The organism is Paenibacillus sp. S-38 (assembly GCF_049942825.1).
In the GTDB taxonomy this organism is placed as follows: Bacteria; Bacillota; Bacilli; order Paenibacillales; family NBRC-103111; genus Paenibacillus_G.
Genome location: NZ_CP187970.1, coordinates 3,252,565 through 3,277,329, shown reverse-complemented (window position 1 = coordinate 3,277,329; position 24,765 = coordinate 3,252,565). Strand labels below are relative to the sequence as shown.

The 24,765-nt window shown below is 59.9% G+C and carries 16 protein-coding genes; 4 read left to right on the top strand and 12 right to left on the bottom strand.

Annotated features, from left to right (window positions below):
* Positions 1-241: 241 nt before the first annotated feature.
* On the top strand, positions 242-1,420 hold the full coding sequence (locus ACP26L_RS15115; RefSeq protein ID WP_426453666.1) for a peptidylprolyl isomerase: 1,179 nt from the start codon (positions 242-244) through the stop codon (positions 1,418-1,420).
* Between the two features lie 248 nt (positions 1,421-1,668).
* Here ACP26L_RS15115 and thrC read toward each other — a convergent pair whose 3' ends face one another.
* On the bottom strand, positions 1,669-3,063 hold the full coding sequence (gene thrC, locus ACP26L_RS15110; RefSeq protein ID WP_426453665.1) for a threonine synthase: 1,395 nt from the start codon (positions 3,061-3,063) through the stop codon (positions 1,669-1,671).
* Positions 3,064-3,465: 402 nt separating this feature from the next.
* Here thrC and ACP26L_RS15105 point away from each other — a divergent pair, with 402 nt between their 5' ends.
* Both ACP26L_RS15105 and ACP26L_RS15100 read left to right on the top strand, forming a co-directional pair.
* Positions 3,466-4,329, top strand: a complete 864-nt coding sequence (locus tag ACP26L_RS15105; protein WP_426453663.1) for a class I SAM-dependent methyltransferase — start codon at positions 3,466-3,468, stop codon at positions 4,327-4,329.
* A gap of 2 nt (positions 4,330-4,331) precedes the next feature.
* On the top strand, positions 4,332-5,039 hold the full coding sequence (locus ACP26L_RS15100) for an RluA family pseudouridine synthase (RefSeq protein WP_426453661.1): 708 nt from the start codon (positions 4,332-4,334) through the stop codon (positions 5,037-5,039).
* Between the two features lie 407 nt (positions 5,040-5,446).
* Here the strand turns inward: ACP26L_RS15100 and ACP26L_RS15095 are convergent, their stop codons facing one another.
* Complete coding sequence (locus ACP26L_RS15095; RefSeq protein WP_016362586.1) at positions 5,447-5,530, bottom strand: putative holin-like toxin; 84 nt, start codon at positions 5,528-5,530, stop codon at positions 5,447-5,449.
* Positions 5,531-5,676: 146 nt separating this feature from the next.
* Positions 5,677-6,090, bottom strand: coding sequence for a MarR family winged helix-turn-helix transcriptional regulator (locus ACP26L_RS15090; protein WP_426453659.1), 414 nt, complete (start codon positions 6,088-6,090; stop codon positions 5,677-5,679).
* Positions 6,091-6,304: 214 nt separating this feature from the next.
* Between ACP26L_RS15090 and ACP26L_RS15085 the strand changes: the two genes are divergently transcribed.
* Positions 6,305-6,472, top strand: a complete 168-nt coding sequence (locus ACP26L_RS15085; protein ID WP_426453657.1) for a hypothetical protein — start codon at positions 6,305-6,307, stop codon at positions 6,470-6,472.
* Between the two features lie 108 nt (positions 6,473-6,580).
* On the opposite strand, the gene gyrA is transcribed toward ACP26L_RS15085, so the two are convergent.
* The 9 genes from gyrA to ACP26L_RS15040 form a co-directional block, all read right to left on the bottom strand.
* Complete coding sequence (gyrA, locus tag ACP26L_RS15080) at positions 6,581-9,016, bottom strand: DNA gyrase subunit A (RefSeq protein ID WP_426453655.1); 2,436 nt, start codon at positions 9,014-9,016, stop codon at positions 6,581-6,583.
* A gap of 14 nt (positions 9,017-9,030) precedes the next feature.
* Positions 9,031-11,004 carry a DNA topoisomerase IV subunit B gene (gene parE, locus ACP26L_RS15075; protein WP_426453653.1) on the bottom strand — a complete coding sequence of 658 codons (1,974 nt, stop codon included), beginning with the start codon at positions 11,002-11,004 and terminating at the stop codon, positions 9,031-9,033.
* Between the two features lie 159 nt (positions 11,005-11,163).
* Positions 11,164-12,156: an ABC transporter permease subunit gene (locus ACP26L_RS15070; RefSeq protein ID WP_426454958.1), complete on the bottom strand. Its 993-nt coding sequence runs from the start codon at positions 12,154-12,156 to the stop codon at positions 11,164-11,166.
* A complete protein-coding gene (locus tag ACP26L_RS15065) occupies positions 12,149-13,159 on the bottom strand; it encodes an ABC transporter ATP-binding protein (protein ID WP_426453651.1) in 1,011 nt (336 codons plus the stop codon). Before ACP26L_RS15065 ends, ACP26L_RS15070 begins: the two co-directional genes overlap by 8 nt.
* Positions 13,160-13,174: 15 nt before the next feature.
* Positions 13,175-13,999 carry a GDSL-type esterase/lipase family protein gene (locus tag ACP26L_RS15060; RefSeq protein WP_426453649.1) on the bottom strand — a complete coding sequence of 275 codons (825 nt, stop codon included), beginning with the start codon at positions 13,997-13,999 and terminating at the stop codon, positions 13,175-13,177.
* A 131-nt stretch (positions 14,000-14,130) separates the two neighbouring features.
* The gene (locus tag ACP26L_RS15055) at positions 14,131-15,540 is read right to left on the bottom strand and encodes a LysM peptidoglycan-binding domain-containing M23 family metallopeptidase (protein WP_426453648.1); all 1,410 of its coding nucleotides are present in this window, start codon (positions 15,538-15,540) and stop codon (positions 14,131-14,133) included.
* A 679-nt stretch (positions 15,541-16,219) separates the two neighbouring features.
* A complete protein-coding gene (locus ACP26L_RS15050; protein ID WP_426454956.1) occupies positions 16,220-18,010 on the bottom strand; it encodes an ABC transporter ATP-binding protein in 1,791 nt (596 codons plus the stop codon).
* Positions 18,011-18,069: 59 nt separating this feature from the next.
* Positions 18,070-19,971 carry an ABC transporter ATP-binding protein gene (locus tag ACP26L_RS15045; RefSeq protein WP_426453646.1) on the bottom strand — a complete coding sequence of 634 codons (1,902 nt, stop codon included), beginning with the start codon at positions 19,969-19,971 and terminating at the stop codon, positions 18,070-18,072.
* A 1,026-nt stretch (positions 19,972-20,997) separates the two neighbouring features.
* Positions 20,998-24,750 carry a dynamin family protein gene (locus tag ACP26L_RS15040; RefSeq protein ID WP_426453645.1) on the bottom strand — a complete coding sequence of 1,251 codons (3,753 nt, stop codon included), beginning with the start codon at positions 24,748-24,750 and terminating at the stop codon, positions 20,998-21,000.
* Positions 24,751-24,765: the final 15 nt, after the last annotated feature.

Below are 24,765 nucleotides of genomic sequence, written 5' to 3'. Positions count from 1 at the left end.
CTACGCAAGTGAATAAATTCCTTTCCGCTTTATCCAAAATGTTCATGAATTCCTTGAATTTACGGGATTCGGGAGCCTTCGGGCAGGTGCCGGACCCCGATGCAGAAGCCTCATCTTTTGTCAACCATCTCTTCTCGACAAAAGCCTCCAAGGTCCGCTTTCCTTTGCAGCCCAAAAGAAGGATTTCACAAGAAGCCGTGGAATATGTGAGAGGACCCACCATGGAGAGGATGAATTCATAATGAATGACAAGTTCAAAGGCCTGGTTCTCGGGCTGACGCTCGGAACCCTGCTGGCGGGTACGGCCGTCTATGCGGCGGGGAGCTCCCAGATTGAAGTCGCATTCCGCGAGATCAAATATCTGTTCGACGGGGTGGAGAAGCAGCCGACGGCCGAACAGGGACAAAGCTTCATCTACAACGGAACGACGTACGTTCCGCTGCGGTTCGTCAGTGAAGCCCTCGGCCAGAAGGTCGAATGGGACGGCGAGAACAACCGGATCTGGATCGGCAAGAAGCTGGACTTCAGCGCGGTTATCGCCACCTATAAGGGCGGGCAGCTGACCTACGGCGAGCTGGACCGGTACATGAACGTTGAAGCACTGCTGAACCCCGGCAGCGAGTCGTATAAAGAGCAGCCGGAGTATCAGGAGAATATCGCCAAGCGGGTCATCGCCTTCCGCATCCTGTCGGCCCGTCTGAGCGATGCCGAGCGCGCCGCGCTGCAGCCGAAGATCGACGAGCAGCTTGCCAGCTTTAAGGCGGGATACGCCTCGCAGTCCGGCCAGGAGCTCGCCGCTCAGCTCGCCGCCAAAGGCCTCGAAGAGAAGGACATCCGCGAGTATTTCGCTTCCATGAAGAGCGTGGAGGCTGCGCTGAAGTCCGGCATTACGGACGAATCGCTGAAGGCCGCGTACGACGAGAAGCTGAAGGCCGATCCGTATGCGTTTACAACGGCGTCCGTGCGGCACATCCTGATCGGGTTCACCGATGAGAAAGGGAACACCCGCACGAAAGAAGAAGCGAAGAAGAAAGCCGACGAGCTTACCGCCAAGCTCCGGGCCGGCGAGGACTTTGCGAAGCTGGCGAAGGAGAACACCGAAGACCCGGGCTCCAAGGAGTCCGGCGGCCTGTATGAGAACGCGCCGGTGAGCTCCTGGGTCGAAGCCTTCAAGAAAGCGGCCGCCGAGCTCGAGCTGAACAAGATCAGCGATCCGGTCGAGACCGAGTACGGCTATCATATCATGCGGGTGGAAGCCCGGACGGCAGGCACGTTCGAGCAGGTGAAAGACGAGCTGGCCGGCGAACAGCTTAATCCGGCCTACGGCAAATTCCTCGAAGAGGAGCTGCCGGGCATCCTGGAGAAGCTCGAGCTGCCGAAGGGGGAAGACCAAGGCGCTGAGGCGGGAGCGCAGGGCTAAGCTCTGCCGCTGATCCGCGCTCCAATCGGACGCGCGGCTACTATTCAAATCAGCAGGAACCACCGGGCCTAGAGCATTCGATGGATCCGATGGATTCGAATCCATCGATGGGTGCCTTCCCGGTGTTCCGCCAACGCATCCGATACAGCAAAGGGGCTGTCCCCCCGAATCCGGTATCCACGGATTCAGGGAGACAGCCCCTTTTGCGTATGCCTTTTGCTTATGATGAGAACATACGCTGCTGCTGCTTATTTCGTGTAGAAGCTCTCCAGGCGGCGGACGATCTCCCCTACCGAGGAATCGACGACTTCCTGGTGCTGCGGCTTCTCGAACAGGTCCTGGATCGGCTGCGGGTAGGTCTGCTCGATGCCGACGAGCTCGATCGACTCGTTGAACTTCGCCGGATGGGCCGTTGCCAGCGTCACGCACACTTCCTCCGCCGGGCTGCACTTCTCATAAGCCGCTACGCCGCAGGCCGTGTGCGGATCCAGCAGGTACCCGCGCTCGCGGTAGTAGCTGCCGATGGTCGCCAGGCACTCCTCGCCTCCCACGCCGTGAGCGGCAAAATCGGCCTGTACCTGGCTGAGCAGCTCCGGAGCGATGGTAATCACGCCATCCGTCTTGAAGCCTTCCATGTAGGCGGCAACCTGCTGCGGGTTCTCCCCGAGCAGATAGTACAAATACCGCTCGAAGTTGCTCGCCACCTGGATGTCCATCGACGGGCTGTGTGTGCTCTTGAACTCGCCCGGACGGTACACGCCTTCGAGGACGAAGCGCTCGAGGATGTTGTTCTCGTTGGTCGCAAGGATCAGCTTGTTCACCGGCAGCCCCATGCGCTTCGCGAGGTAGCCGGCGAAGATGTCGCCGAAGTTGCCTGTCGGCACGCTGAAGTTCACCTTCGCGCCTGGCGTATCCTTCTGCACGCGGAAGTAAGCGTAGAAGTAGTACACGGTCTGAGCCAGGATGCGCACGAAGTTAATTGAGTTGATCGCGCGCAGGTGGTACTTCGTCTTAAACGGCACGTCGGCGAACAGATCCTTGATGATGCGTTGGCAGTCGTCGAAGGTGCCTTCCACCGAGAGGTTCAACACGTTCTCGTCGGCGACGGTCGTCATCTGCAGCTCCTGCACCCGGCTGACCTTCTGGTGCGGATGCAGAATGCAGATGCGGATGCCTTCCTTGCCCCGGACGCCTTCGATAGCCGAAGCGCCAGTATCGCCGGAAGTGGCCCCGAGAATGTGAATAATCTCGTTCTGTTTCTTCGACACATAAGCGTACAGGTTGCCGAGGAACTGCAGGGCCACGTCCTTGAAGGCGAAGGTCGGTCCGTGGAAGAGCTCCATGACGTACATGTTGTCCGTGACCTTCTTCACCGGCGTCACTTCCGGATCCCGGAAGGTCGCATAGCTCCGCTGGATAAGATCCTTCAGATCTTCCGCCGGAATTTCGTTATTCGTATAGTAGGAGAACACCTCATAAGCCAGATCCTGGTAGCTGAGATGCTCCATCTCTTTCAGCCTGGCTGCCGTGATGTGCGGAATTTCGTTTGGAATGAGCAAGCCGCCGTCATCAGCGAGCCCCATCAATACCGTATCGATAAATCCGATTCCTGCTGTCTTGCCCCTAGTGCTAATAAAGTTCATAGTCATCCCCTCATGCGCATAATGACCCTATTATACCAAAAGATGCGGCATTTCGACGCTTTTATGCAAAAAGTTTCGGCAAAAGCTTGAAGAGATATTCTGCAATCGCATACATAAGCCAGAATAGCTCCACGTCCCGCAAAAGACCGTTTCCGGTTCTGACTTCAAGAAAGCCGGCACCGTGGAGGCTGCTCTGAATCCGGCCGGCGCCCGGAGTTCGATCAACAGCGCCATTTTTCCCTCTCAACGCCCCCTATATCCTCCCTTGTTCCGTCTCGGAATCCTCGGGGGGACGGCCCTCCTCCCTTATGGCATCCGCTGCGCGAATCGTGTAGAATGTGTAAGAATGCCGCCCTTCCGGCGGCGATGCCGAAATGATAACAAAAAGGATGGTCACAGCCCATGTTTGCAGCACAGGATTGGAAAGATTACGAACTCATCGATACCGGCGGCGGTGAAAAACTCGAACGCTGGGGCAGCATTGTTCTGCGGCGCCCGGATCCGCAGATTATCTGGCCTCTGGTCAAAGAAACGGCCCCTTGGAAGAAGGCCGACGCGCACTATCACCGCAGCTCCAGCGGCGGAGGCAGCTGGGAGTACAAGAAGGAGCTGCCTGAACGCTGGACGATCTCATATAACGGCCTGCAGTTCCACATCAAGCCGACAAGCTTCAAGCATACGGGGCTGTTCCCCGAGCAGGCCGTAAACTGGAGCTGGATGCGCGAGAAGATCGCCTCGGCGGGCCGGCCGATCCGCGTGCTGAATCTCTTCGCCTACACGGGTGGAGCCTCCGTGGCCTGCGCCTCCGCCGGAGCGAACGTCTGCCACGTCGACGCTTCCAAAGGCGTGGTGCAGTGGGCGAAGGAGAACCTGCAGCTGTCGGGCCTCGGCGACCGTCCGGTGCGCTTCATTACCGATGACGTCTTCAAGTTCGTCCAGCGCGAGCAGCGCCGCGGCAGCAGGTACGACGCGATCATCATGGATCCCCCGTCCTATGGGCGCGGACCGAACGGTGAGACCTGGAAGCTGGAGACGGACCTCTACCCGTTCGTGGAGTCCTGCATGAGCATCCTGTCCGATCAGCCGCTGTTCTTCCTGATCAACTCGTATACGACCGGCCTCTCGGCCTCCGTGCTCAAGAACATCCTGGCCCTCTCGCTCGGCTCGAAATTCGGCGGAGACATCACCTGCGGCGAGATCGGACTGCCGATCACCGCCTCCGGGCTGCATCTGCCATGCGGCATTCTCGGCCGCTGGGAGGCGTAAGGATGGCCGGTTCTTCCTCACCCGTCATCCCGGTCCTCTATGAGGACAATCATGTCATCGTGGTCGTCAAGCCTCCCAATGTGCCGACACAGGAGGACGACTCGCGCGACCCCGATCTGCTCACGATGATCAAGGCGGACCTGAAGCACCGTCACGGCAAGCCCGGCAACGTCTACCTCGGGCTTGTCCACCGGCTGGACCGTCCTGTAGGCGGCGTGATGGTGTTCGCCAAGACGTCGAAGGCGGCCTCCCGCCTCTCCGACGCGGTGCGTACGCGGACGATTCGCAAGGTGTACACCGCCGTACTGCACGGCCGGCCGAAGCAGCCGCAGGGCACCCTCCGGCATCACCTGCTGAAGAACGAGCGGACGAACATGGTGTCCGTTGTCCCACCCTCCAAGGCTGGCGCCAAGGAGGCGGTGCTCGACTACCGGGTGCTGGGCAGCCAGGACGGGCTTTCCCTGGTACAAGTCGAGCTGCATACCGGGCGCCCGCACCAGATCCGTGTGCAGTTCTCCACGACCGGCACGCCTTTGGTAGGAGATCAGCGGTACGGCGGCAGCTTGGCCCAGCCGGGCCAGCAGATCGCCCTGTGGTCCAGCATCCTGGAGTTCACCCATCCGGTGACCAAGGAAGCGCTGAAGTTCACCTCCCGGCCGCCGAAGTCGTTCCCCTGGCTCTTATGGGAAGAAAGTTCATACGGGCTGTAGCTTTCGCAGCTGAAACCAATGCGATAAGAATCCACCCAGGAACCCGCAGCTCGTTAGCTTCGGGTTCCGGGGTTCTTTGTGTGTTCGTTTCTAACCCGATACCGCCGCTCATTTCCCGCACTTTGTTCGCATGTTACAACGGATTTCCAATTGTGCCCTTCCCATGGGATCCTCGGCTGTTACAGGCCTCACCGCCTTGTCTCCCGGCATCCGGCCGCGGCTCTGTTCGTCTTTTGTCTTTTCAATGAGAGGTAAATTATGTTATGATATTCCTACGCTGAATACAAAAAAGACCGCAGATGTTCCCGCATCTGCAGTCCGGCTTCACAATAGATTGCCCTCAAGGGCGGTCGACGATCGAATATAATCAGAAGTAGACCTCTCGGCTGACAAGGCTCAAGGGAGGTCTACTTTTTTTTCAAATAGGACAGCAGGGCCAGGATGAACATGCCGAACATGAACATCAAGGAAACCGCATCCTTCACTTCCATGGCATCACCTCCTTCCGGCAGAAGCTGCCATCAGGGAAAGCGAGAGTGAGCCGGGCCGCCCTTGAGTGCCGCCCCTATTGTCTCCACATTATACCATATGCGAACAAGAATGAGAACATATTTTCGTATTTTGGCTTTGACAGCGTTTACGCATTCGCCACTTTTCCCAGCAAATACACGAGAAGCTGCTGATTGTGAGAAGAAATTCGCCCAAGATAGTTCTGCAGGAACTGTTCGCGGACCGCGATGCCGCGTTCGCATTCCGTCCGGCCCTTGTCCGTGAGAAGCACCCAGACAATACGCCGGTCCCTCTCATCCCGTTCGCGGGAGATCAGGCCGCCTTTCTCCATCCGGTCGAGCAGCGTGGTGATGGCCGCCGGTGTCGTCGTCAGAAAATCGATAAAGTCCGAAGGCTTCATTCTCTGTGGTTCATTGATCACCAGCAGTTCCAGTACGGTTAGTTGTCCCTCCGTGAGTGTTGGGGCCAGTTGCGCTTCCATATGGCTGCGAAGATCTTTGGAGAGCTTCCACCACAGCTTGGCAAATTCGCTAGTTACCACGATTCATATCACTCCCGAAGCACCAATTCTCGTAACGCTTACCTGCCTAATTATAGCATTGTCCCCTTCCCTTGCAAAGGTTAATCCCCTAAATACTTTAGGACATAAACCGAGGCAATCGGTTACCATTCTACCCTCTTCAACATATACTGCACATGGGATAGACGCCTATCTGCGCAGCTTGTCAGAACATGTAAGACAAGGAGTGATGAACATGGAAACGTGGAAAAAGCAAATCGGTGAGAGAGCGCTTCAGAGCGGAATTATCGATAACCCGGCCTGGCTGGAGCGGCTGGATGAGCCTCTGCCCGCCTGGGCCGTGCTTCAAATGATGCTTGAGCTTATGGAGAAGCTGGAGCCGAATTACAGCTCCTACGATTGAAAGTCGCGTTTAGGGAGATCCCTTCCTTGGCCAGCTGACGAAACCTCACGAGAGGAATGCCCTCCGGGTCTACAACTGCCCTTCCTCTCAAAGAAAAAGACTGCAGATTTACTGCAGTCTCAAAATATCGAGCACGGTCTCGCCCTTATTCAGCGGCAGGATCGCTTTGCCAACCGACTTGCGGTCCTCGATCGGCGCCTGTTCGGTCGAGAAGGTCACACGCTCACCCGTGCTGAGCACGGCGGTCAGGTCGAACGGTTCCTTCACCACGTAAGCACTGCGCAGCACGCTGCCGTTCGGCTTCACCCGCTTGCCTTCCTTGAATTCAAAGGTGAATACCCCTTTGCCTCCCCGGCCCTGAAGAGCATAATCCGCCACAAGCGAGCGCTTTGCATACCCGAGATCGGTAACCACAACCACTTCGCCTTCGTCCCCGTCGATCCAGCGGGCGGCAACGAGCTCGTCATCCTCTTTGAGCTGCATGCCGCGCACACCGGCCGCCGCGCGGCCCATCGGATTCACTTCGTCTTCCTTGAACCGGATGGCCTGGCCCTGCTTCGAAACAAGAAGCAGATCAAGTCCGCCGGTGCTCATCAGCACGTCCAGCAGGGCATCGCCCTCGCCGATCTTGACCGCCACGATACCGGTCGACCGCGTCGTCGCATAATCCTTCAGCTCCGTCCGTTTGACCTGCCCCTTGCGCGTAACGAAGAGGAGCGACTTGCCCGGCTGCTCGAAGTCCTTCAGCGCCATGACATGCACAATCCGGTCATCCTTCGTCAGCGGAATGACGTTGACGATCGCCGTTCCGTTCTCCTTCCACTTGTACTCCGGAATCGCATGGACAGGCAGCAGGAAGTACTGGCCCTTCTGGGTGAAGATGAGCAGGTTCTCAAGCGTATTGACATCGAATAGATGGCGCAGGTAATCGCCTTCCTTGAGGCCCGTCTTGTCGATCTCCCCGCCGGAGCGGATAAAGCTCAGCTTGCCCGTCCGCTTGACATAGCCATCGTTGGAAACGGTAACGAAGACGTCTTCGGCCGTCACGATCGCCTGCAGGTTAACCTTCAGCTCTTCGATCTCATCCTGGATGTCGGAGCGGCGTGCGATCGCGTATTTGTCACGGATCTCGCTCATCTCTTTCTTGATGACGGCGAGCAGCTTCTTCTCGCTGCCGAGTATGCCACGAAGCATATCGATGAGCTTCTGCACTTCCTTCAGTTCCTTCTCGAGCGAGTGAATCTCGAGATTCGTCAGGCGGTAGAGCTGGAGGGTCAGGATCGCATCGGCCTGGCGCTCGGTGAAAGCGAACTTCTCCACGAGGTTGTTCTGCGCATCCTGCCGGTTCTTGGACGAGCGGATCGCCGCGATGACCTCATCCAGGATATTCAGTGCCTTCACGAGTCCTTCGAGCACGTGGGCACGATCCTCCGCCTTCTCGAGCTCGTAGCGCGTGCGGTGTGTGACGACTTCCTTCTGGTGCTCGATATAAGCAGCCAGCATCTCGATCAGGCCGAGCTGCTTCGGCGTCTTGTTAACGATGGCCACCATGTTGAAGCTGTAGGCCACCTGCAGGTCGGTCTTCTTCAGAAGATACGCCAGGATGCTCTGCGCATCGGCGTCCTTCTTAAGCTCTACGACGATCCGCAGGCCTTCGCGGCCGCTCTCGTCACGGACCTCAGAGATGCCCTCGATCTTCTTCTCCAGACGGATGTTCTCCATTGCCGTAACCAGACGGCTCTTCACGACCTGGTAAGGAATCTCGGTGATCACGATCGTCTGGCGTCCGCCGCGCTGCTCTTCAATGCTCGTGCGGGCCCGGTGATAGATCCGGCCGCGTCCGGTGCGGTACGCTTCGCGGATGCCTTCGGAGCCCATGATGATGCCGCCGGTCGGGAAATCCGGACCCTTGACGATTGTCATCAGCTCTTCGAGTGTAGAATCCGGCTTATCGATCAGCGCGATACAGGCATCCACGATCTCCCGAAGATTGTGCGTCGGAATCTCCGTCGCAAAACCGGACGAGATCCCGCTGACCCCGTTGACCAGAAGGTTCGGGTACCGGGAAGGAAGCACGACCGGCTCCTTCGTCGTATTGTCGAAGTTGTCCTTGAAGAGCACGGTGCGCTTCTCGATATCGCGCAGCAGCTCCAGGGCGATCTCGGACAGGCGCGCTTCGGTATAGCGCATGGCCGCCGCCGGGTCATCGTCCATCGAGCCCCAGTTCCCGTGCCCGTCGATGAGCACATGGCCCATCTTCCACGGCTGGGCCATCCGCACCATGCCCTCGTAGATCGAGGAGTCGCCGTGCGGGTGGTAGTTGCCCATGACGTCCCCGACCGTCTTGGCAGACTTGCGGTACGGCTTGTCGGGCGTATTGCCCGCATCGTACATGGCGTACAGAATCCGCCGCTGCACGGGCTTCAGCCCGTCACGCACATCCGGGATCGCCCGGTCTTGAATGATATATTTGGAATACCGGCCGAACCGGTCGCCTACAACCTCTTCGAGAAAGGCCGGCAGGAAATTTTCGAGTATACTCACGAGAGGCCCCCCGTTTATTCTTCAAATTCCGTAAAGTCCACGTTCTCGATGATCCAGCGTTTGCGGGGATCGACCTTGTCACCCATGAGCGTGGATACCCGGCGCTCGGCCTTCGCCGCATCTTCGATCTGCACCTGAAGGAGCGTCCGCGTGGCCGGGTCCATGGTAGTTTCCCACAGCTGGTCCGGGTTCATCTCGCCGAGTCCCTTGTAGCGCTGCAGCTCCAGGTTCTTGCCGAGCTCCTTCGTCAGCTTCGCAAGCTGCTCGTCGGTCCAGGCATAGCGCACTGCGCTGTTCTTACCCGCCTTCTTCGTCACCTTAAACAAAGGCGGCTGGGCGATATACACCTTGCCCGCATCGATCAGCGGCTTCATGTAGCGATAGAAGAACGTCAGCAGCAGCACCTGAATATGGGCGCCGTCGGTATCGGCATCGGTCATGATAATGATTTTGGCATAATTGCTCTCCGTGACATCGAATTCCGGGCCGACGCCTGCGCCGATCGCTGCGATGATCGCCTTGTATTCCTCGTTCTTCATGATATCGAGCAGCTTGGCTTTCTCGGGATTCATCGGCTTGCCCTTCAGCGGCAGTATCGCCTGGTGGCGCGAATCGCGCCCCTGCTTGGCGGAACCGCCCGCCGAATCGCCCTCCACGATGAAGAGCTCGTTGCGGGTATAGTCCTTCGACTGCGCCGGCGTCAGCTTGCCGCCCAGGTTCGAGCTCTCGCTCTTGCCCTTCTTGCCGCTGCGCACTTCTTCGCGCGCCTTGCGTGCCGCTTCACGGGCCTTCGCCGATTGGATCGCCTTCTTCATCACCATCTGGGCGACCTGCGGATTCTCTTCGAGGAACACCGACATCTTGTCGGATACGACGGAATCCACCGCGCTGCGCGCCGAGGCGCTGCCGAGCTGGTCCTTCGTCTGGCCGACGAATTCGACCTCACCCATCTTGATGTTGATGACCGCCATCATGCCTTCGCGAAGATCCTGGCCGTCGAGGTTCTTCTCTTTCTCCTTGAGCATGCCGGTCTTGCGGGCGTATTCGTTCATCACCCGGGTATAGGCCGTCTTAAAGCCGGTCTCATGCGTACCACCGCCACGTGTAGGAATCGAGTTGACAAAAGAGGCGAGCGTCTCCGTATAACCGTCGTTGTACTGGAGTGCGACCTCAACCTCGATGTCGTCCTTCTCCGCCGAGAAGTGGATGACGTCGTGCAGCACCGCCTTCTCCTCGTTCAGGAACTGGACGAACTGCGCGGCGCCGCCTTCATACTGGAACGTCTCTTCCTTGTCGGCGCGCAGGTCGGTCAGTGTGACCTTCAGTCCCGAGTTCAGGAACGCGATCTCTTGTAAGCGTTCATACAGCGTATCGTAGCTCATCGCCGTTCCGCCCTGGAAGACGCGCTTGTCAGGCTTGAACGTGACCTTGGTCCCCGTCTTGCGGGTGTTGCCGATGACTTCCAGGCCCGATACCGGTTCCCCGACATGCTCGGTCCCCTTGTCATCCACCCAGTATTCGAAGCGCTGCCGGTGAATCTTGCCCTCACGGAAGATCTCGACCTCGAGCCACTCCGACAGCGCGTTCGTTACGGATGCGCCGACGCCGTGAAGACCGCCGGACTTCTTATATCCCCCGCCGCCGAATTTGCCGCCGGCGTGAAGTATCGTAAACACCACCTGGGGTGTCGGAATGCCTGTTTTGTGCATACCGGTCGGAATGCCCCGCCCGTTGTCCTGCACGGTGACCGACTGATCCTTATGGATCGTGACGTCGATCTGCGAACAATGCTTGGCGAGATGCTCGTCCACGGCATTGTCCACGATTTCCCAAACGAGATGGTGCAGGCCCGATGTGCTTGTCGAGCCGATATACATGCCCGGCCGTTTGCGCACGGCCACGAGGCCTTCGAGCACCTGGATATCATCGGCGCCGTAATCGGCCGGCGACCCCGCCCCATTTCCTTTCAAATCGAGTTGATCCGTCATTGCAGCCTCCTACCAACCTGTTGTCAATCCGCCTTCTGTCCGGCCTCCGGCCGTCTTCACTGCCGGTTCGCCCGATCCCCTATACAGTACCATGGGAACAGGTGTGCGGACAAGTCGCCGCTTGAGAATTGCTACCAAGCATTATAACACTAAGGCGAATTAGTTCAACACATCTTTTTTCGTGAATACTGCGAACGAGACGATGACCGACAGCAGTCCCCAGACCGTCAGAACCCCCAGAGAGAACGGGAGCGTCATGCCTTTGATGGGTGGGAGCGCCCCGCTCAGGTACATCGTCAGGTTGAGATTCACCATGAAGAGGTACCTCGCCGTCTCCCAGGACGAGACCATGTTCGTCAGGATGGTGCCCGAGATCAGCACGGCCAGCATGATCCCCATGCCGGCCGCCGTGCTCCTCACCAGCACCGACACCATGAGCGTCATCAGGGCGACCACGAGGGCGGAGTACCAGACGAGCCCGAATTCCATGATGAGATACAGCCACTGCTCCACCGGGCGGACGAACGAGAAGTCGACCTCCGTGCCCACCACCTGGAAGCCGAAGAAGATCGGCATGTCCCACCCGCCGTATCCGAAGACCACCCCGGAGATGAGATAGCAGAGCACGCCTGTCGCTATCACGACAAACGAGGTGAACAGGACCAGGGCCAGCAGCTTGCTGAGCAGAATCCTCCAGCGCTGCACAGGACGGGTCAGCAGCAGCTTGATCGTTCCTCCCGTATGTTCGCCGGACACCATGTCCGCGGCGATGACCATCACCATCAGCGGAATGAACAGGCCGACCGCGTTCTTGACGAACTCTCTTGTAAAGGTTACCCCGTTCGGCTCGGCGGGATTCACATCTTTATCCAAGTAGTACTGCGCCAGCTTGACCTCGACGCGTCTCCACTGCTTCCACTCCTCGGGAACACGCCCCGAGCTGAGGCTCTGGGTGTAGTCGCGGATCTTCTGCCGCTGCTCCACCCGCCAGTCGGTGGTGCCGAACTGCTTGAGGTTATTTTGGGCGACTTTCAGCTGAGCATACGTGAACATCGGAATCAATGCGGCCAGAATGAGCAGCACGACCAGCAGCCTTTTTTTCTTGATGATCTTGATGCACTCGTTCTTGATCAGGGGATACAGGCTAACCAATGCGCTCACCCTCCGTCAGCTTCAGGAATAAATCCTCCAGGGTCGGATGCTTGATCTCGATCCCGTAGATCGCAGTGCCCGCTTCCACCATCCGCCGCGTGATCTGCGGAATGCTCTCCGGCGGCAGCTGCGTGACGATCTTCGGGACCTGAGGCGCCGGATCCGCGGCAGGCGCATCGGCTTCCAGCCCGCTGGACAGAATGCTGACTTCCGGCTGCATCTTCAGCACCTGAAGCGCCAACTCCGCAGGCTCGGCGCTCCAGACGGCGGTGGTGACGCTCTCGTCGACCAGCGCCGACACCTCGCCTACCGTAATCACCTCGCCATGGGAGATGATCGCGACGCGGTCGCACATCTGCTGGATCTCGCTGAGCAAATGGCTCGAGATGAACAGGCTGAGCCCCTGCTCGGCGAGGGAGCGGATGAACTCACGCAGCTCCTTGATCCCCTGGGGATCAAGCCCGTTTGTGGGCTCGTCGAGGATGAGCAGCTTCGGAGCGTTCAGCAGCGCCTGGGCAATCCCAAGCCGCTGCCGCATGCCGAGCGAATAGGTCTTCACCGTATCGTGAATCCGGTGGTCCATGCCCACAATCTCGGCAACCTTGCGGATCCGCGCTTCATCGACCCCCGGAAGCATGCGGCCAAAATGCTCCAGGTTCTCCCAGCCCGTCAAATAGGGGTACAGCTCGGGGTTTTCCACGATGCAGCCCACAAACTGCAGCGCTTCGTTATGCTCCCGGTTCACGTCATAGCCGCAGATCTCGATCGAGCCCTCCGTCGGCTTGATCAGGTCGACGAGCATCCGGATCGTCGTCGTTTTGCCGGAGCCGTTCGGCCCGAGGAAGCCGAAGATCTCGCCGGCGCGAACATCGAAAGAGATCCCCTTGATGATCAGCCGCTTGCCGATCCGTTTTTTTACGTTTTTTACGGAGAGAACGAGGTCCGCATCTCTTCCCCGGCCTCCGGTGCTGTTGTTCTCCGCCGCTCCTGTCCTCAGTGCCATGCCCGTCTCCCCCATCTAGTCCAGAATATCGACAATCCGTCCGGCAATGCGTTCATAGCCCGCCGCATTCGGATGAAAATGATCCGTGTAAAGATACTTGTTCAGGTTCAGCTCAAATAGGTCGTACGTCGGCACGACGGTTATGTTCGGATAGCGGGAGGCTGCCTCGAACGCCGCGGCGTTCCAGCGCTGGACGACCGGCGCGCCGGCTTTTTCGGGATCAAGGTCAAGGAACGGATGGTACAGCCCCACATAGAGAATCCGGGCGTTAGGCGCCGCCTTGGAGGTGCGCTCCATTATCTGTCCAAGCCGCTTCGAGGCCTCGGGAATCCGGTCTGCCGCCGCCTGGGGATTGAAGCCTTCGCCGGTCTCGCCGAAGATGCCGGTTCCTCCCTCGAACAGGTCGTTGCCCCCGATGGTCATGAGCACCAGATCCGCTTCCGCAAGCGACTTCGTGATATCCTGCTTCGCGTCCCAATCCTTCAGGAGATCATACGTTCGGAATCCGGGTATGGCAAAATTGTTATACACAAAGACCGGCTTGCCGAGCTGCTGCTCAAGCTTCTCCTTCACGTGGCCGACATACCCTTTGCCCGCCAGATCACCCGTGCCCGCAGTCAGGGAATCGCCGATCGCCACGATGCGGATCTGATTCTTGGCCTCCCACGCCTCCTCCTTCTTCACCGCCGGCTGGGGAGCAGCATCACCCGGAAGAGCCGCGGGAGCGGGCTCGGGATACATGATCTGGTTCACGGCGTAAGCAAAGCCGAAGACGCACAGCAAGGTGGACAGCAGCGCGGCCGAGCCGGCCGTCCGCCACAGCCATTTGGTCGAGAACATCGTTTTTCCCCCATCTCTTAGGAGCTTCGGGCCCGCGCATACCGGCAGGCCTCATGTATGTTTTTAGAGTAGCGGTTCTCGCACCGATTTGCAAACTTGCCCCCTGGAAGAAGGAGATGGCCCTGGGCGGATCAAGCCGCCGGAACGCTGATATACTGCAGCGGATTGAGCTGTTTGCCGTTGCGGCGGATCTCGAAGTGCAGGTGCACCCCCGTCGACTGTCCCGAGCTGCCCATGACACCGATCTTCTCCCCTTTTTCGACTCCCTCCCCCTTCTTGACGCTGATCCGGCTTAAATGTCCATAGAGCGTCTCGTATCCGTTCCCGTGATCGATCACGATGGTATTCCCATACCCCGACTTCCACCCGCTAAAAGAGACCTTCCCCCCGTCGGAGGCCAGGATCTCCCGCCTGTCCGAGATCAAGTCGGTTCCGTTGTGCGCCCGGCCCCAGCGGCGGCCGAATACGCTCGTTACCTTAGCCTCCAGCACCGGGGAGGCAAAGCTCCCGCTGCCCTGTCCCGGGACCTTCTTCGTCCCGCGCACGACAACGGAGGGCACGGGGTCCGCCAGCACAGTCTCCCCGAGAGGACGCACCTCGGCTTCCGTGCCGTTCAGCGTTACCGTGCGGTAGGTCACCTGCTTCAATCCGGGTTTCCCCTGGGACGCAACGCGGACTTCCCCCATCTTCATCTCCCCGTCGCTCACGTACTGGATTCCCATTGGAACGGGCTGCTGCTGTGTATGTACGGCTTCGACCCTGACCGTGAGCAGCGGCTTAGGACGGCTTAAGATCAGCTCGTCTCCAACCCGGATGGCATCGCCCTTCACCTGCGGATTCAGCCGGCGGATCTCCTCCTGTAAGACCCCGTGCCGGACAGCGATCAGAGAGAGGCAGTCCCCCCGTACCACCTTGTACACGAAGGGCCGCTCTTCCCCAGCGAGCAGCTTGGCCAGCAGGGTGTCCGCCCCTTCTGCCGCCTGCGGCGTTCCTGCTTCCTCCGTGCGCTCGAACGGCACTTCTCTGAGTTCAACCTGCTCCTCAAATTCCGCCGTAATCCTGGCGCCGGGATCGGCGGCCGCCGCCTCGGCCAGATAGGGCGCTTTCACTTTCTCCAAAATAGAAAAAGCGGTATCCATATCGCTGACGGTGCCGGCAATCCGGCCGTCTACGCGAATTTCCACCGCATGTACGACGATCTGCAGTTTTCGGCCGAGGGCCGTCAATACCTTGCCGTCTTCCGCTCCTTCGAAGAAGGCTTCCTTCTCCACGAAGAGGAGCCGCTCCAGATTGGAGTGCATCCCCTGTGCCATAGCGGCGCTTCCCAGCTCCCCGTACCGCTCGTCCCTCCAGGCCCGAATCACCTGGGGACTCGACACGATACCCATCCGTTCCCCATCCAGAAATACATCGTATACGGGTTCGGTGCCTGCAGACACAAGCCACCTTCCCGAGAGGATCACCGTCACGATCACAGTCAAGGCCGCGGCCCATTGAAGCAGTACCCGTGGCCCCTTGCCCGCATATCCACGCTGGTTCAACGTCCATCCCTCCTTATCTGTTCTGGTTCCCGCCGCTAGCGCAGCAGGAGGCCGGGCGGAGCGACCCGTGCGCTCAGCCCCTCCCATGTATATGCCCGTGAGGAGGAGATAGGACAATATTTGCGCAAAAAGGCCGATCGGCGACAGGCAGAGAGGCGGCTTCGGAGGCGGAGAGACGTGCCGGATCACCGGGGAGGGACGGCTCAAAGATGCAGCCGGAATGCGGGCGGAGGCCGGCAGGATCGGCCCTAGTTCCGCCGAGTTGGAGTGCTGAGCGGCGCACGAAAAAAAAGCCCTGCCCGGCGTCATTCTTCCTGCCGGGAGGGGTTCGAGTGCAGCTTGTGCTGGGGATGAGAAAAGGTACCGTCGGTATCGCTACTTTGGGATCAGCCTTAGACCGATCCCAGGTGTGCTTCGCGGAGTATTTGGACGCTTACGCCGTTTGCTGGCTGTCCAACACGGATTTACCGTGTTCGAGTCGCGTGCAAGCCGGCCCACGGCTGCGCATCAGTCCGCTAACACGGATTCTCCGTGCTATTCGGACGAATTCGCCGTTTGCTGGCTGTCCAACACGCATTTTCCGTGTTCGAACCGCGTGCAAGCCGCCCGGCCAGCCATGCAGCGGCAGAGCTGCCTGTGCGGACCAGCCCTGCCGCCCCTTTGCCGGTGTACCGCCGATCTAGCCCGCTTCTTGCAGCAGACGATACTGGGCCTGGATCAGGCCGTGGTATATGCCCTGGTGCTTCATCAGCGCGTCGTGATCGCCCTCCTCCATCACCCGGCCGTGATCGAGCACGAGGATGTGATCGGCATGCCGGATCGTTGACAGCCGGTGCGCGATGATAAACGAGGTCCGGCCGGCGAGCAGTGTTTTCAAAGCCTCCTGGATCTTCAGCTCCGTCTCCGTATCGATGCTCGCCGTCGCCTCGTCGAGGATGAGCACCTGCGGGTCGGCCAGCAGCGCACGAGCAAAGGACAGCAGCTGCCGCTGTCCCATCGACAGCACGTTGCCCCGCTCCTGCACCTCGGTGTCGTAGCCCTGCGGCAGCGAAACGATGAAGTCGTGTGCGCGCACCGCTTTCGCCGCCGCTTCGACCTCCTCGTCCGTGGCATCAAGCCGCCCGAAACGGATGTTATCGCGGATCGTGCCCGAGAAGATGAAGGTGTCCTGCAGCACGATGCCTACCTGCGAGCGCAGGCTCTGGATCGTTACATCACGGATATCCGTTCCGTCAATCCGGATGCTGCCCGAGGTAACGTCATAGAACCGGCACAGCAGGTTGATTATCGTGCTTTTGCCGGAGCCCGTATGCCCGACAAGTGCGATCGACTGGCCGGCCTTCACCTGCAGATCAATGCCCTTCAGCGCGTGGCGGCCGGGCTCATATTCGAACTCGACTCCTTGGAAGTCGATATCCCCCCGGATCGGAGGCAGATCCTTCGCGGCCGGCCGTTCGGCGACATTCGGCTGCTCGTCGATGAACTCGAAGATCCGCTCCGAGGAAGCCATGGCAATCAGCATCTGCGAGTACATCTGCCCGAGGCGGTTGATCGGCTCCCAGAAGTGGCCGATGTAGGTGGCGAACGCGACGAGCACCCCGACCGTAATCTCCCCGGACTGAATCAGGGAAGCTCCGAACCAGAACAGAATACAGTAGCCGATCGCCCCGGTGACCTCGATGATCGGGTTGAACGCCTGATTGAGATTGGAGGCACGGGTCCATGCCTTATGGTTGTCCTTGTTCATGAGCTCGAAGAAAGCCATATTCGGCTTCTCCTGCGTATAAGCCTGGGTCACCTTGATGCCCTGGATGCACTCGTTGAGGTGGGCGTTGATCCGGGACGTCTTCGTCGACACGACCTGCCAGGACCGGCGGATTTTCACCCGCAGCTTAGTCGAGATCAGGAACATGATCGGTACCGTCAGGATAATGGCCGCGCCCAGCTTCACATTATAGATGAGCAGGATCACAATAATGCCGACGAGCTGCACGCAGTCGATCATCAGGTTTACTGCCCCGTTGGTGAGCAGGTCCTGCAGCGAATTGACATAGTTCGTAATCCGCACAAGGATGGAACCGGCCGGACGCTTGTCAAAAAAGCGGAACGACAGCTGCTGGATATGGCTGAACAAGTCATGCCGCAGATCGTAGATGATGCGCTGGCCGATCATGTTCGTATAGCGGATGCGATAAGCGTTTGCCGCCCACTGGATGATATAAAGGCTGAGCATGCCGAGCACGCAGTATAACAGGGTCGTGCCGTCCTTCTCCTTCAGCGCATGGTCGATCGCATAAGCGATGAGGAGCGGATTGAGCAGCTTCGTGATGCCGCCGACACACATCATGACGATCATAATCGGCACGAGCTGCTTGGCGTAAGGCTTCATGTATTTGCTGAGACGTTTGACCTGCACCCAGTCAAAGCCCTTATCGAGTTCTTCGTCGTCCTGATAGACGAACCGGTTCATCGTCTCTTCGGCACCCTTTTCACCTGCAGGACCGCGTCCTGACTGCTCTGACTGTCCGCTCAATGGATGAGCCCCCTTCCTTTGACCTCGCCCTGCACCGATGCCGCTACTTCCCGGCCTGCCGCATCCCCGGGAACCCCTTCGCGCAGCAGGACGCCAGGCACCGGTTCGGATGAAGGACAAGCGGAAGACCGCGCGTTCATTTCCTCTCCTCCGCCCTCTTCCTCTGCCGGTCCGTCCGCGAACTGGATGCGGTATGTATCGAGATACGGCCCTTCCTGCGCCATCAGCTCGGTATGTGTGCCCCGCTGGACGATCCGGCCTTTGTCAAGCACAATAATCTCGTCGGCATGCTTCAGTGAGGAGATCCGGTGTGCAATGATGAATGTCGTCCGCCCCTTCATGACCTCCTGGAAGCCGCGCTGGATCTCGTGCTCCGTCTCCATATCCACGGCGCTGGTCGCATCGTCCAGAATAAGGATTTTCGGATTCTTCAGCAGTGCTCTTGCAATCGCGATCCGCTGCTTCTGCCCGCCCGAGAGTCCCAGCCCCCGTTCGCCGACAATAGTGTCGTACCCGAGCGGCAGCTCCATGATAAAGTCATGCGCCTTGGCCAGCTTGGCAGCCTTGATGATCTCGCTCATCGACACTTCCTTGACGCCGTAAGCAATGTTACCGCGAATGGTGGACGAGAACAGGAATGTCTCCTGAAACACGATGGCCGTCTGATTCCGCAGACTCTCCAGCGTCACATCGCGGATATCCCGTCCGTCGAGCGTAATGCGTCCGTCTTTGACATTATAGGCCCGCAGGAGCAGCTGAATCACGGTCGATTTGCCGGAGCCCGTACCCCCGAGCAGCCCGATTACTTTTCCCTCCGGAGCATCCAGATTGAAATCCTTCAGCGCCGGCTGATTCTCCGTATAGGCAAAATTGACATTCTCGAAGCGCACATGTCCCCGGACTTCCTCATCTCGAAGTGAAAGCGCATTCTCCTTGTCCTTGACATGCACGTAATGATGCAGAATTTCGAGCAGCCGCTCACCGGCCGCCTTGGATTGGGTGAAGTTGTTGATATGGAACCCGATCCCCCACATTGGACCGATGATATACCAGATCAGGCTGAAGAAAGCGACAAGCTCCCCAAGCGACAGCTCTCCCCGGATGACCATCCATCCGCCCAGTCCCAGCAGAATGACTACACTGAGGTTGGCGAAGAGCTCCATCAGCGGAAAATATTTGGCCCAAATGCCGGCCGTCGCCATATTGTTGATTTTGTACTCATCGTTGCGCTGGGAGAACTTCTCGATCTCATGAGGCTCCCTGGCGAACGACTTGACCGTGCGCACCCCGGTGATGTTCTCCTGCACGGAGGTCGTCAGTGTACTCATCGACTGCCTAAGCGTTCGGAAGGCCGGGTGAATCCTGCCCTCGAAGCGGATGGCGGTGAAGACGAGAAACGGCATGGTGGCCATCGTATAGACCGCCAGCTCCCAGTTGATTGTGAACATCATGATCACACCGAACAGGAGCATCGTGACCACATTGAGAATCTGCACGAAGCCAAAGCCGACAAAATCCCGTACCGCCTGCAGATCCGCCGTCAGCCTGGACATCAAATCCCCTGTGCGCGCCTTGTCGTAGTACGGAAAGGACAGGTACTGCAGTTTCCGGTACAGGGCCCCCCGCAGATTGTACGCGGTCATGTTGCCGAGCCGTGCGCTTGACGTACCGTGAAGATACTGGAACCCCGCCTTGACCGCCATGACGCCGAAAACCGCCAAGGCCAGCAGAGGCACCATGTCATACTGCTTCTCTCCGATCACATCATCGATGAGATACCGGAGCAGGTTCGGATACACGAGCCCCAGCGCCGTTGCCGTCATGAGGCTGAGCACCGAGATCAACAGAAACCTTCGTTCCGACCAGTAATACTCCTTCAGCTGCTTAAATACATTCATGGAGACCCTCCTTCTCCCGGGATTTCCCCTGTCCGGCAGCCCATCACCGGAGGGATCAAACCCCTTCCGCATACCGTATGTCTGTGAATCGGCGGCCCCTACATCTTGCCGCGGAGCTTACGTGCCGTACGTACGGTTTCCGTCGCTCCCCTAAGCGCCGACAGGCATGGAAAAGGACGCCCGGACTCCAGAGAACCGTGCCGATTGAAGCGTTTCAGCTATGAGTTGAAGTGTAGCACCATAGCTTGGGAGCGGCAACAGAGAGCGCCTCCATAATTGAGTTCTATTCCAGATATTTCTTCATATCTTCTCATCTGAAGGACTGAGCCCCTCTTTTTCGCCCAAATCATGCGGAATTGTCTGAATGTAAACCCTTTCACAAAAACTTAGTCGATTTTGTGTCCGACAGAAAAAAGCGCCAGGGCATCTCGTAGATTCGTCTGCACCTCCACCCTTTCATAAGGGGCGGGAAACGGGTACTTGCCGGGCCACTTTCACCAAAAAAGCACATCAATTTAGATCATACAGTGCGCTGAGATCGTCGCACTGGAGCAGCCGGCTTTCGCCGGGAGGTGGGGATCCCCGCACCGTTCCGTAACAGCGCGAGACACCAAACACACCAACTGTGATCCCTTTTCGAAGGCTTGATGACGATAGAGGCGTATGGCTTCCTGTTCGAACTGCTGCTCAACGGTATAATCCTGAGATCTCCATCCCGCCGGTCTGTCGAAAGGCAGCCCGGGCATCACCCGGCAACCCTCATTGGCTGCTCTCGGACCTGCTGAAGGGTCGGCTGGGCGGCATCCCAGTTCTGTCTATACCGTTCTGCGGTCGGTGCACTCCCTGCTGGCTTATGACTAGGTTGAGGAAAACTGCAGGCCTTCGGCGCTGGCGCCGCTTCCCGGATCCGCATGCCTCCGGCCGTCGGAATCCGGTTCCCCGGCGACCGTCTGAACCGATAGGCCTCGCTGGTTTTCCGATAGACAACCAGAAAAGCCGGCGGATCCCTCCGCCGGCTTCATCCGGTTACATGTTTGATTTCTGCGGCTCAAGACACTCCAGAAGCCGCGTATGCTTCGTACGCAGCGCCGGCAGGTCGACTTTCGCTTCGAGCGCTTCGAGCAGGCCGCCCGCATGCTCCTGCAGCGCCTGCCGCATCGCTTCGGCACGCTCCGCTGCGCCATCCTGCAGCTGTGCGGCGTATACGGCCTGCAGAGTCTGCGTCTGCTCCTCCGCAAAGGCAGTCATCGGCGCGATGAGCAGCGCCTCAAGCTCCTTGCGCAGCTGCGCCTTGCCTTCGCCTTCGAAGAACTGCTTCGCGTTCTTGAAGAAGCCCCCGAGCCACTTGGCAGTGAGGTCAACCCTCAGCTGGGCGGTAAGCTCCGGCGTCTTCAGCTCCATCGCCCGGAACTCCGGAGCTTCGAAGGAATCGATCCCGCCCCGGCGCACCTCTTCCGCCCAAGCCTGCTCCGTCCCCCGCAGCAGCGCATTGACTTTGTTGCCGATACGCAGCGTGGTGGCGAGCACCTCCTGGGTCAGGTCGAAGGTGATCATCCGGCGCAGGTCTTCCCAGGCGGACACAAGGATCGCCTTCGGATCCCGGTTGTCCTCCCGGAAGACCGCCGGGTTGATCGCATGATTGAACAGCTCCCCGAACCGGTAGGTCGTTCGCTGCTTCACATAGTACAGCAGCTCCGCCACGTCCTTGGAGAGCTCGCGCTGCTCCGCATCCAAGCCCGGCGATTCGAGCCGCCGCAGGGCGCCGCTGAGCGATTCCCTCAGCTGGGCCGCTTCCCGCTCTCTCTCGGAAGCATCCGCCGTAGCCCGCTCCATGAAGTAGCTCAGCACGTCGGCGGCCCGCTTCACTTCCGCATCGCCGGCACGCACCGCCATTTCGGTCAGCTCGCCGAACGTGAAGCGCACGAACTCCCGCTCGAAGCGGAGAATGCCCGTCTCTTCCACGGCTTCCGCATCGCCTGCGAGTTTGCCCTGCAGCGCATAATAGCTCGACAGCGGGTAGATCCGGGGGTGCCGGATGCCGTGCTGCAGCAGGTTGCTCTCCACGTGGGAGACAACCCCCTCGAGCTCCTCGGGAGAAGAAGCCAGGTCAGCCGCATTGACGATGAAGAACATTTTGTCAAGCTCGAAGCTGTCCTTCACCCGGCCGAGCTGGAGCAGGAACTCCCTGTCGGCATGCGAAAAGGCGTGGTTATAGTAGGTTACGAACAGAATCGCGTCCGCATTCTTGATATACTCAAAGGCCACGCCGGTATGACGTGCGTTGATGGAGTCCGCTCCCGGCGTATCGACGAGCACAACCCCCTGCTCAGTGAGCGGGTTGTTGTAGTACAGCTCGATCTCCTCGACGAAGCACGAGCGGGCCTCTTCCGCCGCGTAGGCGCCGAATTCCTCGGAGGAGACCTTGAGCTCCTCCCCCAGCTTCGGGCTCATCTCCGCCCAGCCCTTTTCCACCGCCTTCAGAAAAGCGTAGTGGGGCTTGCCTTTGCCCGGAATCTGGGCCGGCTGCAGCCCCTTGGCTGCCTCTAGCGCCGCCTTCTCTCCTTCGGCATGGATCCCGAGCACGCCGAGCGAATACAGCACATCGTCGAGCAGCCGCTCGCGGCTCTTCATCCGCACCTTGGCCGTGCCGTGCGGCCAGCCCGCTTCAGGCGCCGGCGGCAGGATCTTGTTGATCGCCGCCGTCGTCGGATTCGGCGACACCGGCAGCACACGCTGCCCGATCAGCGCGTTGGCGAAGGACGACTTGCCCGCCGAGAACGCGCCGAACAGCGCGATCGTGAACCGGCTCTGCCCGAGGCGCTCCGCCTTATCGAGCAGCGAGCGCCGGATGCTCGCGAGCGCGGCCGTGCCGTCCAGCTCGCCGGCGGCCGCCCGCAGGCGCTCCGCCGCCTGGCACAGCTTCGCGCGGTGCGCCTCCGCGCCCAGCGCGGCTCCGCCGGCAGGCGCCGCCCCGCGGCCCGCCCGCTGCAGCCCCAAAGCGAGTCCCTCGCTATGGGGCTGCCCGGCGGGCGCCGCGGCCGGCGGCGCCGTGCCGTCCGCTGCGCCCGGCGCGCTGGCCGGCGCTGGCAGCGCGGGCGCCGGCGCGGCCGGCAGGGGCGCGAGCAGCGCAGCGCCGTAGGCCGCCTCGGCGGCGGCGAGCGCGTCGAGCTCGCGCAGGCCGCCAAGGCGCGCCTCGAGCTCCGCGAGCTGCCCGCGCAGGGCGGCGCGCTGCGCCTCTAGCGCGGCATCCAGCTGTGCGAGCAGCGCTTCGCCGGCGGTAAGCGCCGCCTGGCGGTAGAGCGCCTTCGCCTCAGCCGAAATACCCTTCGAGTACGTCAGCGTGTACTCGCCGCCGAATGAGGCGGCCTCGTTGACCTGAGCCGCTAGCCACGCCGGCGTCACTTCCGCACCAATGCGGTCGGCCGCCTCCGTCACCTGGGCCAAGGGCAGCCCCTGCCCCTCCAGCCTCGACTTCACCGCCTGCTGCACATGCCGCTCCACCTGCGTCTCCAGCTGCGACGCGAAGTCTTTGTGCAGCGCAGAGAGCCGTGCATCCCGTTCGGCCTTCGTCTTCGCGGCGCTGCCGAACCAGCCGACCTTGAAGCCCGGCCGGCGGCTCTCGAGATACGCATGCGCGAGGTCCCGCGTTACCGCCGGGGTGATGTTGGCGTTGTCAAGCACCGCCCCCACGTCCTTGCGCAGGGCGGCGTCGAGCGTACGCGGCAGCTCATCCAGCCTGGCGAGCTCCGCAGCCAGCCGTTCCTGCTCCGCCTGCGCGGCGGCAATATCCACGCCGCCCTCCTCCAGCTTCGCGCGGATGGCTTCTTTCGCCGGCTCGTTCGCCTCCGCCATCTTGGCGGCATGGGCGCCGGCCAGCGCTTTGGCCGACTTCTCCAGGCTGAGATGGACCAACGGCTCCCGCAGGGAGATCAGCTCGCGAAGCAGCCAATCGAGCCGGCTCCATTGGCTGGCCGGGTGATCCGGCACCTTCACCGAGGTGTATACGATACCGTCCGGCCTCACGCCCCAGGAAGCAAAAGCTTCCCGTACACCCTCGCGGTAGGCTTCCAGAGATACCTCCTGCTCCCGATGCTTGTCGACCATGTTAATGATAAGATAGAGCGGCTTGCCCCACTCCGTCATCTTCTTGGTGAAGGAGAGGTTGATCTCCGATTGCACATGGTTGTAGTCCATGACATAGAACACCACGTCGGCCAAATGCAGCGCCGACTCCGTGGCCAGATGATGCGCATCGTCCGTGGAATCGATCCCCGGCGTGTCCAGCAGCGCCGCTTCTTCCCCGAGAAGCGGGATCGGATAGGCGATCTCCACCGTTTCGATGTCCACGCCGTTGCGGCAGTGCTCCGCCAGATCCTCGAGCGCCACCCGGTCCACCCTAGGGGAACCATCCGCAGCCTGCTCCCGGTAAATCACCCGCGCTCCAGCCTCACCCGAAACAATAGACACAATGTTCGCGCTTGTCGGGATGGGTGAAGACGGCAGCAGCGGATGCCCGCACAACCGGTTGATCAGGCTCGATTTGCCCGCGGAGAAGTGTCCGCAGAATGCCAAATAGAGCCGTCCGCTCTCCGCCTTGGCCAGCAGCTGCTTCAGCTTTCGTGCGTTTTCGTCATCCCCAGCCTGCTCTACCTTAACCAGCAGGGAACGGACAGCCTCCCGCATCGCCGGATCGCCCGCCGTGCCTCTCGCCTCTGTGTTCCCCAGCTCTTCGTTCTTGTCCTTCACTGCGGTTTCGCCCGCCGTTCTGCCAGTCGTCATCGTCTCTCCTACCCC